Source organism: Bacillus sp. C-3-6 (genome assembly GCF_054509685.1).
This window is the reverse complement of the sequence record NZ_CM137247.1, coordinates 102,549-117,213: the sequence shown is the minus strand read 5'-3', so window position 1 is coordinate 117,213 and position 14,665 is coordinate 102,549. Positions and strand designations below refer to the sequence as shown.

General features: G+C 38.4%; 16 protein-coding genes and 2 other annotated features. All 16 genes read right to left on the bottom strand.

The genetic code is table 11. From position 1 onward, the window contains the following. Positions 1–17 precede the first annotated feature (17 nt). Positions 18–3,551 carry a DNA-directed RNA polymerase subunit beta gene (rpoB, locus tag ACW0JX_RS00630; protein ID WP_000147553.1) on the bottom strand — a complete coding sequence of 1,178 codons (3,534 nt, stop codon included), beginning with the start codon at positions 3,549–3,551 and terminating at the stop codon, positions 18–20. Positions 3,552–3,842: 291 nt separating this feature from the next. Continuing rightward, entirely contained in the window at positions 3,843–4,442 is a 600-nt protein-coding gene (locus ACW0JX_RS00625; RefSeq protein WP_000763269.1) for a class I SAM-dependent methyltransferase, read from the bottom strand. Between the two features lie 76 nt (positions 4,443–4,518). After that, positions 4,519–4,878: a 50S ribosomal protein L7/L12 gene (gene rplL, locus ACW0JX_RS00620; RefSeq protein WP_000159737.1), complete on the bottom strand. Its 360-nt coding sequence runs from the start codon at positions 4,876–4,878 to the stop codon at positions 4,519–4,521. Between the two features lie 67 nt (positions 4,879–4,945). Then, a complete protein-coding gene (gene rplJ, locus ACW0JX_RS00615) occupies positions 4,946–5,446 on the bottom strand; it encodes a 50S ribosomal protein L10 (RefSeq protein WP_000048718.1) in 501 nt (166 codons plus the stop codon). Between the two features lie 39 nt (positions 5,447–5,485). Beyond that, positions 5,486–5,629 (bottom strand) — a sequence feature (ribosomal protein L10 leader region). 49 nt (positions 5,630–5,678) lie between these two features. Next, a complete protein-coding gene (rplA, locus tag ACW0JX_RS00610) occupies positions 5,679–6,371 on the bottom strand; it encodes a 50S ribosomal protein L1 (RefSeq protein ID WP_002094239.1) in 693 nt (230 codons plus the stop codon). A 176-nt stretch (positions 6,372–6,547) separates the two neighbouring features. Continuing rightward, the gene (rplK, locus tag ACW0JX_RS00605; protein WP_001085872.1) at positions 6,548–6,973 is read right to left on the bottom strand and encodes a 50S ribosomal protein L11; all 426 of its coding nucleotides are present in this window, start codon (positions 6,971–6,973) and stop codon (positions 6,548–6,550) included. 167 nt (positions 6,974–7,140) lie between these two features. After that, complete coding sequence (nusG, locus tag ACW0JX_RS00600) at positions 7,141–7,674, bottom strand: transcription termination/antitermination protein NusG (RefSeq protein ID WP_000415794.1); 534 nt, start codon at positions 7,672–7,674, stop codon at positions 7,141–7,143. 131 nt (positions 7,675–7,805) lie between these two features. Further along, positions 7,806–7,985, bottom strand: a complete 180-nt coding sequence (secE, locus tag ACW0JX_RS00595; protein ID WP_001241323.1) for a preprotein translocase subunit SecE — start codon at positions 7,983–7,985, stop codon at positions 7,806–7,808. A gap of 32 nt (positions 7,986–8,017) precedes the next feature. Continuing rightward, positions 8,018–8,164, bottom strand: a complete 147-nt coding sequence (rpmG, locus tag ACW0JX_RS00590; RefSeq protein ID WP_014481927.1) for a 50S ribosomal protein L33 — start codon at positions 8,162–8,164, stop codon at positions 8,018–8,020. A 136-nt stretch (positions 8,165–8,300) separates the two neighbouring features. Further along, a complete protein-coding gene (locus ACW0JX_RS00585; protein WP_000387198.1) occupies positions 8,301–8,960 on the bottom strand; it encodes an RNA polymerase factor sigma-70 in 660 nt (219 codons plus the stop codon). Between the two features lie 67 nt (positions 8,961–9,027). After that, positions 9,028–9,540 carry an NYN domain-containing protein gene (locus tag ACW0JX_RS00580; RefSeq protein ID WP_000997887.1) on the bottom strand — a complete coding sequence of 171 codons (513 nt, stop codon included), beginning with the start codon at positions 9,538–9,540 and terminating at the stop codon, positions 9,028–9,030. Between the two features lie 3 nt (positions 9,541–9,543). Beyond that, positions 9,544–10,287: a 23S rRNA (guanosine(2251)-2'-O)-methyltransferase RlmB gene (gene rlmB, locus ACW0JX_RS00575; RefSeq protein WP_000093765.1), complete on the bottom strand. Its 744-nt coding sequence runs from the start codon at positions 10,285–10,287 to the stop codon at positions 9,544–9,546. After that, a complete protein-coding gene (locus tag ACW0JX_RS00570; RefSeq protein WP_064531901.1) occupies positions 10,284–10,691 on the bottom strand; it encodes a Mini-ribonuclease 3 in 408 nt (135 codons plus the stop codon). Before ACW0JX_RS00570 ends, rlmB begins: the two co-directional genes overlap by 4 nt. Positions 10,692–10,693: 2 nt before the next feature. Then, on the bottom strand, positions 10,694–12,091 hold the full coding sequence (gene cysS / locus ACW0JX_RS00565) for a cysteine--tRNA ligase (RefSeq protein WP_000152273.1): 1,398 nt from the start codon (positions 12,089–12,091) through the stop codon (positions 10,694–10,696). Then, entirely contained in the window at positions 12,072–12,737 is a 666-nt protein-coding gene (gene cysE / locus ACW0JX_RS00560; protein WP_000476500.1) for a serine O-acetyltransferase, read from the bottom strand. The genes cysS and cysE overlap by 20 nt, the downstream gene beginning before the upstream one ends. A gap of 138 nt (positions 12,738–12,875) precedes the next feature. Then, positions 12,876–13,121 (bottom strand) — a binding site (T-box leader). Positions 13,122–13,168: 47 nt separating this feature from the next. Then, complete coding sequence (gene gltX, locus ACW0JX_RS00555; RefSeq protein WP_459245252.1) at positions 13,169–14,623, bottom strand: glutamate--tRNA ligase; 1,455 nt, start codon at positions 14,621–14,623, stop codon at positions 13,169–13,171. Positions 14,624–14,665 lie beyond the last annotated feature (42 nt).

The following is a 14,665-nucleotide window of genomic DNA, read 5'->3' as shown; positions in this document are numbered from 1 at the left end:
TCTACAGGTTATCCCAATTATTCCTTAGTTGTCTCAACTTCGACATTCAATTTATCTGCTGATTGATGATCATCGTCATCTTCTGTATCACGCATTTCAATTTCTGTATCGTCGCTAGACATCATTTTAACGTCCATACCTAAACTTTGCAGCTCTTTAATCAATACTTTGAATGATTCAGGAACGCCTGGTTCTGGAACATTTTCGCCTTTAACAATTGCTTCATAAGTCTTAACACGTCCAACAACATCATCAGACTTCACTGTTAAGATTTCTTGAAGAGTATAAGCAGCACCGTAAGCTTCAAGTGCCCAAACCTCCATCTCACCGAAACGCTGTCCACCGAACTGAGCTTTACCTCCAAGAGGTTGCTGCGTTACAAGTGAGTATGGTCCAGTAGAACGAGCATGAAGTTTATCGTCAACCATGTGCGCAAGTTTGATCATATACATGACACCAACAGATACGCGGTTATCGAATGGTTCACCAGTACGTCCGTCATACAGGATTGTTTTCGCGTCATTTGCCATACCAGCTTCTTCAATTGTGCCCCAAACATCTTCCTCACGAGCACCATCGAATACTGGTGTTGCAATGTGAATGCCCAGGTATCTTGCTGCCATACCAAGATGAAGCTCTAATACCTGACCGATATTCATACGAGATGGTACCCCTAATGGGTTTAACATGATATCGATTGGCGTACCGTCTGGTAAGTAAGGCATATCTTCTTCTGGTAAAATACGAGAAATAACACCTTTGTTACCGTGACGTCCGGCCATCTTGTCACCTTCAGAAATTTTACGTTTTTGAACGATATATGCACGTACAAGTTGATTCACGCCTGGTGGCAATTCATCGCCATCTTCACGGTTGAATACTTTTACGTCTAAGATAATACCGCCACCACCGTGTGGTACACGTAGTGATGTATCACGTACTTCACGCGCTTTTTCTCCAAAGATAGCATGTAATAGACGTTCTTCAGCTGTTAATTCTGTTACACCTTTAGGTGTTACTTTACCAACAAGTAAATCTCCATCTTTTACTTCAGCACCAACGCGAATGATACCGCGCTCGTCAAGGTTACGTAATGCGTCTTCCCCAACGTTTGGAATGTCACGTGTAATTTCTTCTGGTCCAAGCTTCGTATCACGAGCTTCTGATTCATATTCTTCAATATGAATAGAAGTGTACACATCATCTTTTACAAGGCGCTCACTCATGATGATCGCATCCTCGTAGTTATAACCGTCCCAAGTCATGAAGCCAACAAGCACGTTACGTCCAAGTGCTAGTTCACCTAATTCCATAGAAGGACCATCCGCAAGGATTTCACCTTTTACAACTTCATTTCCAACACTTACGATTGGACGTTGGTTGTAACAAGTTCCTTGGTTAGAACGAATGAATTTTTGCATTTTGTAGCGATCTAAGTCGCCTTTTACTGTTTGACCGTCAACTTCTACATAGCGACGTACCCAAACTTCACGTGCTTCTACGCGCTCAACAACACCAGGATGTTTACAGATTACTGCAGCACCTGAGTCTTTTGCTGATACGTACTCCATACCTGTACCTACAATCGGAGATTCCGGATTCATTAACGGAACCGCCTGACGTTGCATGTTCGCTCCCATAAGTGCGCGGTTAGAGTCATCGTTTTCTAAGAACGGAATACAAGCTGTCGCTGCCGACACTACTTGTTTTGGAGATACATCCATGTAGTCGATGCGTTCTCTATTTGTGACAATGTTTTCACCACGGAAACGAGCTACGATATCTTCACTTAGGAATTCACCTTCATCAGATAATTTCATATTCGCTTGGGCTACAACATAGTTATCTTCTTCATCTGCTGTTAAATAATCAACATGCCCTGTTACAAGACCAGTTTCTGGGTCAACACGACGATATGGTGTTTCAATGAAACCAAACTCATTTACTTTCGCGAACGAAGATAATGAGTTAATCAAACCGATGTTTGGTCCCTCTGGTGTTTCAATCGGACACATACGACCGTAGTGGGAGTAATGAACGTCACGTACTTCAAAGCCTGCGCGCTCACGCGTTAAACCACCAGGTCCTAATGCAGATAGTCTTCGTTTGTGAGTTAACTCTGCTAATGGATTTGTTTGGTCCATGAACTGAGATAACTGAGAACTTCCGAAGAACTCTTTAATAGATGCAATAACAGGACGAATATTAATTAGCGCCTGTGGTGTAATTGCATTTGTATCTTGGATCGACATTCTCTCACGAACAACACGTTCCATACGAGAAAGACCGATACGGAATTGATTTTGTAATAGTTCTCCAACAGAACGCAGACGACGGTTTCCTAAATGGTCAATATCATCTGTATCCCCTACTTTGTATAGTAGGTTGAAGAAGTAACTGATAGAAGCAAGGATATCACCTGGTGTGATGTGTTTCACATCACGAGTAATATTTGCATTACCAATTACATTAATTACACGTTCGCCTTCCGACTCAGGAGCATAAATCTTAATAGATTGCAGCTCAACATCGCCTTCTACCACTCCACCCATTGGTTTCGCTGTTTTGAATCCAATGTTTTTCTCTAAGTAAGGTAAAATGCGATCAAGTGTACGACGATCTAAGATTGTTCCTTCTGCCGCTAAAATTTCACCAGTTTCTGGATCCACTAATGTTTCAGCTAAACGTTGATTAAACAATCTGTTTTTAATGTGTAACTTCTTGTTGATCTTATAGCGACCTACATTTGCTAAATCGTAGCGCTTTGGATCGAAGAAACGAGACACAAGTAAGCTCTTAGCATTTTCTACTGTTGGTGGTTCACCAGGACGTAGACGCTCATAAATTTCAAGCAATGCTTTTTCTGTACTATCTGTGTTGTCTTTTTCTAATGTGTTGCTTAAGTATTCGTTATCACCTAAAAGCTCGGTGATTTCTTGATCAGAGCCAAACCCTAATGCGCGTAACAAAACAGTTACAGGAAGTTTACGCGTACGGTCTATACGCACATATACAACATCCTTAGCATCTGTCTCATACTCTAACCAAGCTCCGCGGTTTGGAATTACAGTAGCAGTAAAACCACGTTTTCCGTTTTTATCCACTTTGCCACTATAGTATACGCTTGGAGAGCGAACTAACTGGGAAACGATAACACGTTCTGCACCGTTAATTACGAATGTTCCAGTCTCTGTCATGAGTGGGAAATCTCCCATGAACACATCTTGTTCTTTTACTTCACCAGTTTCCTTGTTGATTAGACGCACTTTTACACGAAGTGGTGCTGCATACGTCACATCACGCTCTTTGCATTCGTCTACAGAGTATTTAGGTTCACCTAAGCTGTAGTCGATAAATTCAAGCGATAGATTTCCCGTAAAGTCTTCAATCGGAGAAATGTCTTGGAACATTTCTCGCAAACCCTCATCAAGAAACCACTGATAAGAAGAGGTTTGAATTTCGATAAGATTTGGTAACTCTAATACTTCACTAATACGGGCATAACTTCTTCGTTGGCGGTGGCGTCCGTATTGAACTAGTTGACCTGTCAACTGCTTCACCCCTCAAATCATGAGTATTATAAATGCACAAAAAAATTTGTGCAAAATCACAAATAAATACAACTACTGCTATTAGCGTAGTCTTTTTCTCTTAAAGATAAATACGTTGAGTCTTTCTACCTGCTCAAAAAAGAAAAATGGCTTCTATAAGAAAACCATCATTCTGTTTCATAATCTGCTGATTTTACTATCTTTTCCAAGAGAAACAAAAATATACATCTTTCTCAACGCAGAAAATCATATATTGGCATTGTATAATGTTAACATAGCCAAAAATAACCGTCAACGTTTTTTTGATTTTATGATATAATATCCTTTTTTCTTTTCTACAATCTCAACTTCTGAAAATACTTCTTCTAGTTTTTTCAGCGCAGATGGTGCACCTTGCTTCTTTTGAATAACAATCCAAAGTTCTCCACCTGGAACTAAATACTCCACAGCTTTTTCTAAAATCTCATGTACGATATCTTTACCCGCACGAATTGGAGGGTTAGATAGAATAGCAGCATACTCGCCATCTACATTTTCATAGACGCTACTTTGAAAAATACGTATATTCTCGATTCTGTTATTAGCGGCATTTTCTTTCGCAAGCCCAAGCGCCCTTTCATTCACATCCACCATGTGAACTTCACAACCTTGAAACTCTTTCGCTAACGACAAACCAATAGGACCGTATCCACAACCTACGTCTAATATATCACCTTTAATATCCGGCATTTGAAACGCTTCAATTAAAAGACGAGAACCAAAGTCCACCTCGTTTTTCGAAAACACCCCATGGTCAGATAAAAAAGTAAATTGAGATCCACGAAGTGGAAATTCCCATCGTTTACGATCACTTTTACTAGAAGGGTCGTTAGAAAAATAATGGTCTGCCATATGGCCACCTCTTTTCTTTACAGTTAAAAAAAAAGCTCGCATGAGAGCGAGCTTTTTTTAAAGCATCAAAAGTTAATTACTTAACTTCTACAGCAGCGCCAACTTCTTCAAGTTTAGCTTTCATTTCTTCAGCTTCCTCTTTAGAAACGCCTTCTTTGATTGCTTTTGGAGTGTTGTCAACTAATTCTTTAGCTTCTTTTAAGCCAAGACCAGTGATTTCACGTACAGCTTTGATAACTTTGATTTTTTGAGCGCCAGCACTTGCAAGTACTACGTCAAACTCAGTTTTTTCAGCAGCAGCTTCACCAGCGCCACCAGCTACAGCTACAGGAGCAGCAGCAGTTACGCCGAATTCTTCCTCGATAGCTTTTACTAAGTCGTTAAGTTCTAATACAGTCATAGATTTAACTGCTTCAATGATTTGTTCTTTAGTCATTGTAAATATCCTCCCTTAAATAGGTTTGTATTGTTTTATAGATAACAAGTAATTATCTTTTAAAAAATTAAGCGCCTTGCTCTTCCTTTTGTTCTGCAACTGCTTTAGTAGCAAGTGCAAGGTTACGGATTGGAGCTTGAAGAACGCTAAGAAGCATAGAAAGTAAGCCTTCACGTGATGGAAGAGTAGCGATTGCTTTAACCTCATCAAGTGTTACAAGTTTACCTTCGATTACGCCCGCTTTAATTTCTAAAGCTTCATGTTTTGTAGCGAAGTCGTTTAATACTTTCGCAGGAGCAACTACATCCTCGTTACTGAACGCGATTGCGTTTGGTCCTGTTAAGAATTCGTTTAACTCAGCCATTTCAGCAGATTCTGCAGCACGACGAGTTAGAGAGTTTTTGTAAACTTTGAACTCAACGCCAGCTTCACGTAATTGCTTACGTAATTCTGTTGCTTCAGAAACTGTTAAACCACGGTAGTCAACAACAATTGTAGATTTACTAGCACGAAGTTTGTCCGCGATTTCAGTTACAACTTGTTGTTTAGTTTCGATTACTTTGCTCATGTTATTACACCTCCTGTAGATTATATAGAAGATGTACCGAAAGTGCACTAAAAACCTCCATGCCCAACTTGTAGACATGGAGGCATATAGTCACAGAAAAAAATTCCGTTTCGTATATTAACACCTAGGTAGGAAATTAAGTCTATTGACACCTACTGTCTACGGTACACTATTTAAATTCACAACATAAATGATTATATTAAATCTTCTTTATGAAGTCAACTTCCAATTTTTACGCTAATGTAGAAACGTCTACGCGTACGCCAGGTCCCATTGTAGAAGCAACTGTTACGTTCTTCATGTAAGTACCTTTTGCAGCAGATGGCTTAACTTTTAATAAAGTGTCAGCGATTGTTTTGAAGTTTTCTACTAATTTAGCATCTTCGAAAGATACTTTACCGATTGGAACGTGGATGTTACCAGCTTTATCAACGCGGTATTCAACTTTACCAGCTTTGATTTCGTTAACAGCTTTAGTTACATCGAAAGTAACTGTTCCAGTTTTAGGGTTTGGCATTAAACCTTTAGGTCCTAATACGCGACCAAGTTTACCAACTTCACCCATCATGTCAGGAGTTGCTACTACTACATCGAAATCGAACCAACCTTGTTGGATTTTACCGATGTAATCAGTATCGCCTACGAAGTCAGCGCCAGCAGCTTCAGCTTCTTTAGCTTTTTCACCTTTAGCGAACACTAATACACGTTGTACTTTACCAGTACCGTGTGGAAGAACAACTGCACCACGGATTTGTTGGTCAGCTTTCTTAGGGTCAACACCTAAACGGAATGCAGCTTCTACAGTTGCATCAAATTTAGCTGTGTTTGTTTTCTTTACTAATTCTACTGCTTCTGTTGCAGAGTAAGCAGATGCACGATCAACAAGCTTTGCAGCTTCTACGTACTTTTTACCTCTTTTAGCCATTTTTATTTCCTCCTCGAATGTGGTTTTAGCGGAATAACCTCCCACGTTTACGCCTGTTTTCAGGTATAACCTGAGGATGAGCGCCATCCATTTATTTAAAAACAATAATCATTTACGATAATAAAGGTTGCGAATTGGAATTCCAGACCCGCAACCTTTTTTAAAAAGAAATCGAATTAGTCTTCGATAACGATGCCCATACTGCGTGCAGTACCTTCAACCATACGCATTGCAGCTTCTACGCTAGCAGCGTTTAGGTCAGGCATTTTAGTTTCAGCGATTTCGCGTACTTTATCACGCTTAACAGTTGCCACTTTATTACGGTTTGGTTCACCAGAACCAGACTCAATACCAGCTACTTTCTTAAGAAGAACAGCAGCAGGAGGAGTTTTAGTAATGAAAGTGAATGAACGGTCCTCAAATACCGTAATTTCAACAGGGATGATAAGACCAGCTTGATCTGCTGTACGAGCGTTAAACTCTTTACAGAAGCCCATGATGTTAACACCTGCTTGTCCTAATGCTGGACCAACTGGTGGAGCTGGGTTAGCTTTACCTGCAGGAATTTGAAGCTTTACCATTTTAATTACCTTTTTAGCCACGAGACACACCTCCTTAAGTCCGTGATGTGGTCAATTGGACAGTGATTTGCCCTCCCACGTCATATTTTATCTGTAAGGATAAAATCTTTCAAAAAACGTCTCCGATAACGAAGACGTACTGACTTAAAAGATATTATCACTTTTTACAATTCATTTCAAGTTTCATTTTATAATTTTTCAATTTGATGGAAGTCAAGTTCAACTGGAGTCTCGCGACCAAACATGTCCACAAGTACGCTAACCTTTTTCTTCTCCACATCAATTTCTTCAATAGCACCTGTATAATCTGCGAATGGCCCCTCATTTACACGTACTGTCTCATGAAGTTCAAAGTCGAAATCAACCACTTCGTTGTCCATTCCCATATGTTTCATAATGGTAACAACTTCCTCTTCTAATAGAGGTGATGGTTTAGATCCAGAACCAGAAGAACCAACGAACCCAGTTACACCCGGCGTGTTACGTACAACATACCAAGAATCATCAGTCATGATTAATTCTACTAATACATAACCTGGGAACACTTTTCTTTTCATTAATTTTTCTTTTCCGTTTTTCATTTCTACTTCTACTTCTTCCGGGACAACAACACGGAAAATTTTATCTTGCATACCCATTGATTCTACACGCTTCTCTAGGTTTGCTTTTACTTTATTTTCATATCCAGAATAAGTATGGACAACATACCAACTTTTTTCCATTCATTTAGGACGAGCGTCCTTCCCTCCCTGACGTACATTTTTTTGCGCAAATGAAAAAACCCGTTCACCGGGCTTTTACACAGTTCTTATAAATAACATTATATCATGGATAAGTGCTTCTTATTCAAGAATTAACCAAGAATTAACCGAATTAAAGAAGAAATGCCCATATCAACTACTGCGAAGAAAATCGCAAAGAACACAACTGTAGCAACAACAGTCGCTGTTGAGCGGAGTAATTCATCTTTTTTAGGCCAACTTACTTTTTTCATTTCGCGACCTACATCGCCGAAAAAGTTCGTTAAACGCATCTGCGGGACCTCCAGTGTATTATTTCAATTATTTATTTCGTTTCCTTGTGAACTGTATGCTGATTGCATGTTTTACAAAACTTTTTTATTTCAAGTCGCTCTATTGAGCTCGTATCTTTCATAGTAGAGTAGTTTCGATTTTTACACTCTTCACATGAGAGTACAACTTTTTTCCTCATTAGTTACACCAACCTTGTAACATTATGTCCCTAAAAATGTATCATACAATAAAAGACAATGTCAATGACATGCATTTTGTACTGTCTACAAAAGAAAACAGGTGATTTATTTTACACCTGTTGCACTTGTTATTTGTTATGAATTTAAAGTTGTACTTTCTCGCATTTCCATATATCGTTCCAATTTCCTCTTCACCCGCTGTAAAGCGTTATCAATAGATTTCACATGTCTGTTTAACTGTTCTGAAATCTCTTGATAAGAACGCCCATCTAGATATAAAGAAAGTACTTTTCTTTCTAAATCGCTTAATAATTCTGATATTTTTGATTCTATGTCTGTATATTCTTCTTGGCTAATAATCATCTCTTCAGGATCAGTTACCTTCGCTTCAGAAATGACATCCAATAATGTTCGATCAGATTCCTCATCGTAAATCGGCTTATCTAAAGACACATACGAATTTAAGGGAATATGTTTTTGTCTTGTTGCCGTTTTAATAGCGGTAATAATTTGTCGAGTGATACACAGTTCAGCAAATGCTTTGAATGAAGACAGCTTGTCCTCTTTATAATCACGAATTGCTTTAAACAATCCTATCATACCTTCTTGAACAATATCTTCTCGATCGGCACCCACTAAAAAGTAAGATCTTGATTTCGCGCGAACAAAGTTCTTATATTTGTGAATTAAATATTCTAGAGCGTCAGTATTACCTTTTCGAACTAACTCAACGATTGCCTCATCCTCTAAATCACGAAATGTAACGTCGCCTACACTTACGAAGCCTGCTTCCACCTTGATCCCTCCGACCGCTATTTATTTAGCAATATTATACAGTAAAAAGACAAAGAGCGTCAATGCTTCAACGCTCTCCTCTTCTTAATTTTTCTAATTTTTCTGTAATATCTTTACTAAATATCTTTCGCATGGCGGGTTGCTGTTCTTTCGTGTCTTTTGTACGCCTTCTTACTTGTTGCTCCATTGCCTGTACTTCCAACTCTAATTCACGCGCAGATTTCCGAAGGGCACCTTGCGCAAATATAACCCATTGTTCCGTGTAATCAGAAGTCGCAACATATATTCGTGTATTTATATTTCTAAGCTCTATCGCAAGTTGCTCTATCTTTTCGTCTGCAGTTTGATTCTTTCGTGTGAATATTACTTCCACACGAGATTGTTTCATCTTTTTTTCAATACCATGTACTGTATAGGCATCAAAGACTATCATCACTTTTGTACCTGTATAACCTTGATAATCCGCCATCTTATCAATAAGTGCATCTCTTGATGATTGTAAATCTACATCCCGCAGTTTCTTCAAATCTCCCCAAGCTCCGATAATGTTGTAACCGTCAACGATTAAAATATCGTTCATCTTTTATTTACCAATTTCGTGACGTTTACGATATACCTCATACATTAACAAACTTGCGGCTACGGAAGCATTTAAGGATGTAACTTTACCAACCATCGGTAGAGTGATTAGGAAATCACACTTTTCACCAATAATACGACTCATACCTTTTCCTTCACTACCAATTACTAACCCAATTGGCATTTTACCATCTAAATTACGGTAATCCGTTTTCCCTTTGGCATCTGTACCAGCAATCCAAAGTCCACGTTCTTTTAATTCATCAATTGTACGGGATAAGTTCGTTACGCGCGCAACAGGAATGTATTCAATCGCTCCTGTTGATGCTTTCGCAACTGACGCTGTAAGCCCTACAGCCCTTCTCTTTGGAATAATAATTCCATGAGCTCCTGTCGCATCAGCAGTACGCATAATAGAACCTAGGTTATGCGGATCTTCAATCTCATCTAAAATTAAGAAGAATGGATCTTCATTACGTTTTTCTGCCACTTTGAATAACTCTTCTAACTCCGCATACTGATATGCAGCTACTTGAGCAATTACACCTTGATGATTACCCTCAACTAATTGATCTAACTTTTTCTTTGGTGCATGTTGTAAAATAACCTTATTTTCTTTCGCTAACGCTAGTACAATCTGTACTTGTCCTTTGGCAGCACCTTCTGCGATCCAAATTTTATTTATATCTCTCCCTGATCGTAACGCCTCAATTACAGGGTTACGTCCGATAATATATTCACTACTCATGATGATGTGCCCCCTTCCTTTTCTTCTAAAACTGCAATTGCCTTATATACAATTTCGTCTAATCTTTCACGGTTATTTAATAAATGATGATAACCAATTAGCGCTTCAAAGGCTGTACTATGTCGATATGTTTGTACATCCGTATTTTTTGGAACTGTACCTGAATTTGCATTACGTCCTCTTCTTAATACCGCCTCTTCTTCCTCTGTCAAAAACGTCGTCTCTAATAAATGATAAACAACTTTCGCCTGTGCTTTTGCTGAAACAAAGCTCGTCCCTAATCGATGTAATTGATTAGGGCGAACTTTCCCTTTTTGAAGTAGGTGATAGCGGATATATTGTTCATATACCGCATCACCCATGTATGCTAACGCTAAGCTGTTTAATTGCTTTGCATCAATCATTCTTATCCTCTTTTCCATCTTGTACCTTGAGCGGTATCTTCTAAAATAATATTACGGTCTTTTAAGTCATCGCGAATTTGATCTGATAATGCAAAATCACGATTTTTACGAGCTTCAATGCGTTTTTGAATAAGTGCCTCAATTTCTTCATCAAGCAACTCTTCTTGCGCTAATTCTAACCCTAAAATATCAAATAATGTTTCAAGTTGTTTTACGTATGCTTCAATTACCACTGTAGACGTATGTTCTTCCAGTAAATATTGATTCGCATGATTTGCCACATTATATAACTCAGTGATTGCATTAGCAGTGTTGAAGTCATCATTCATCGCTTCTTCAAATGCAGTCTGGAATTTTTCCAGTTCCGCTAGCCATTTCTCATTATGGTCTGTTAAATCAGTACTACTTTCCATACGGTGTTTTAAGTTACCGTAAGCCGTCTTAATTCTTTCCAGTCCGTTATTTGTGCTTTGTAATAACTCTTCACTGAAATTAATTGGATGACGGTAATGTACCGATAGCATAAAGAATCTAATTAACTGCGGATTATATTGCTTAATGATATCGTGAACTAAAATAAAGTTCCCCAATGACTTAGACATCTTCTCATTATTAATATTAATATATCCATTGTGCATCCAGTAACGTGCAAATGTTTTTCCAGTTAATGCCTCAGACTGCGCAATTTCATTCTCATGATGAGGAAATGCTAAGTCTTGACCACCAGCATGAATATCGATTGTATCTCCTAAGTATTTACGTGCCATTGCCGAGCATTCAATATGCCAGCCTGGACGACCTTTCCCCCAAGGGCTTTCCCAGAAGATTTCTCCTTCTTTAGCATCTTTCCATAAAGCAAAATCAAGAGGGTCTTGTTTCTTTTCTCCTACTTCAATACGCGCACCGTGACGTAAGTCTGCGATTGGTTGATGCGATAATTTACCATATCCTTCGAATTCCTTCGTTCTAAAGTACACATCACCTTCTGATTCATATGCATATCCTTTATTCACAAGTTCTTGAATAAATTCAATAATGATATCCATATTTTCCGTTACACGCGGATGAACTGTTGCGTGTTTGCAACCTAGTGCCGTTACATCCTCAAAGTACGCTTCAACGAAACGGTCAGCAATTGTCGGCACATCTTCACCTAATTCATTTGCTGCTTTAATTAATTTATCATCTACGTCAGTAAAGTTGGATACATACTGCACATCATATCCTTTATATTCTAAATAACGGCGTACCGTATCAAATACCATAGGTGGTCTTGCATTCCCAATGTGAATATAGTTATAAACTGTAGGTCCACACACATACATCTTTACCTTATTTTCTTCTAATGGAGTAAACTCTTCCTTTTGACGTGTTAACGTATTATAAATGTGAATAGTCATTTTTATCCTTCCTTTCTACCTTTACTTCAAGTTGTTTTTTCAATTTATCAAGTTCTACTTCCATGACCTTTAACTTATCAAAAATTGGGTCTGGAAGGTCAGAATGATTTAATTCTTGACCGATTTTTACTCCATTTTGAATAACGACTCGGCCAGGTATACCTACAACTGTAGAATGTGCAGGGACTTCTTTTAATACGACAGAACCTGCTCCAATTTTAGAATTCTCTCCAACTGTAATAGAACCTAGTACTTTAGCACCTGTTGCAATTAATACATTATCCTGAATTGTAGGGTGCCTCTTTCCCTTTTCTTTACCCGTACCACCTAATGTAACCCCTTGATAGATCGTTACATTATCACCAATTTCGCACGTTTCTCCAATTACAACCCCCATTCCATGGTCTATGAAAAAACGACGACCAATTGTTGCTCCTGGATGAATCTCAATGCCAGTAAAGAAACGACTAACTTGTGAGATCCAACGTGCAATAAAGAAGAAATTTTTTTTATAAAAAGCATGTGCAATTCGATGGGCCCAAACTGCATGTAATCCAGAGTAAGTCAAAATGACTTCGAAATAACTTCTTGCCGCTGGATCCTGTTCAAAAACGACTTCAATATCTTCCCGAAGCCTCTTAAACATCGACGTTCCCTCCCCTTTATGGGCTGCTTTTTCGAATGAACTAACTCCCTACTTATCTCCCTAAATCTTTATACACGTAGATAAAATTTATACTCATACCCAGTTTTACGGTATAAAAAAAGACGCCTCTGTCATATTGACAGAGACGCCTTATAAGCGCGGTTCCACTCTGTTTAGGCTAAAAAAGCCTCAAACTCATCTCTGATAACGGTGTACACCGCTTCTGCTTACTTTACGCCCTAAGACGTTTCGCAAAACAATTTACTGTTCAGCAGAAGACTCGAAGGGGCATTTCAAAAATCCGCTTATAAACCACTTCCAGCCTAAAGGTGGTTCTCTCTGTAAAAAGCCTGATTTTCTACTTCTCCTTCTCGTCGCTTTTCCTTATTAGGTTTTAAGTATACTTATTATATTTCTAAACCTAGAAAATGTTAACCAATTACTTTTTGAAGACGATTTAAAACTTTTTCTTTTCCAAGAAGTGCAATAGCATTCGGAAGCTCTGGACCATGTGTTTGACCAGTAGTTGCAACACGGATTGGCATAAATAAGTTTTTACCTTTATGACCTGTTTCCTTTTGAACTGCTTTAATAGCCGCCTTAATTGCTGCTGGTTCCATCGCTTCTAGTGCTTCTACTTGACCAGCAAATGCACGAAGTACTTCTGGTACTTGTTCACCTTTTAATACTTCTTGTCCTTCTTCTTCATAATCAACATGATCTTTGAAGAACATTTCAGAAAGCTCTACAATTTCAGCTCCAAAACTCATTTGTTCATGGTATAAAGCAATTACACCACGGATCCAATCTTGATCTTGTTCACTTAAAGTTTCCACACGTCCAGCTTTCACTAAATGCGGTAAACTTAACTCTACAACCGTATCTAAATCTTGCTTTTTCATATACTGGTTGTTCATCCATTTTAGTTTTTGAGAATCAAATAATGCAGGTGATTTTGATAAACGAGCTGCATCAAACATTTTGATAAACTCATCTTTAGAGAAGATTTCTTCTTCACCTACTGGTGACCAACCTAATAGCGCAATAAAGTTAAAGATTGCTTCTGGAAGATATCCAAGCTCTTTATATTGCTCAATAAATTGAATAATAGATTCATCACGCTTGCTTAATTTTTTACGACTTTCATTTACAATTAAAGTCATATGACCGAATTGTGGGATATCCCAACCGAAAGCTTCATAAATCATCATTTGTTTTGGCGTGTTTGAAATATGATCATCACCACGAAGTACATGTGTAATCTCCATTAAGTGATCATCTACTGCTACCGCAAAGTTATAAGTTGGGATTCCATCTTTTTTCACGATAACAAAATCACCAAAATCATTTGAATGGAATGCAACTTCGTCTTTTACGATGTCTTTGAATGTGTAATCACGATTAGCTGGTACACGGAAACGAATACTCGGAATACGTCCCTCAGCTTCAAATTCTTTCATTTGTTCTTCAGTTAAATCACGGTGGTTACCTGCATAACGAGGTGTTTCACCACGAGAAATTTGTCCTTCACGCTCTGCTTCTAGCTCTTCTTCTGTCATATAACATTTGTAAGCTAAACCACGCTCTAATAAATCTAGATATAATTTTTTATAAATATCTAAACGCTCTGTTTGACGATATGGTCCAAATTCACCGCCAACATCAACACCTTCATCCCAGTCCATACCGAGCCATTTTAAGTATTTTAATTGGCTTTCTTCTCCACCAGCCACGTTACGTTTTACATCAGTATCTTCAATACGAATAATAAACTTGCCATCTAAATGACGAGCAAATAAATAATTAAATAATGCCGTACGCGCATTTCCGATATGTAAGTGTCCTGTTGGACTTGGCGCATAGCGCACTCTCACTTGCTTTTCCATAATTGGTACACCTTCCATTCTTAATGTCTACACATTCTATAA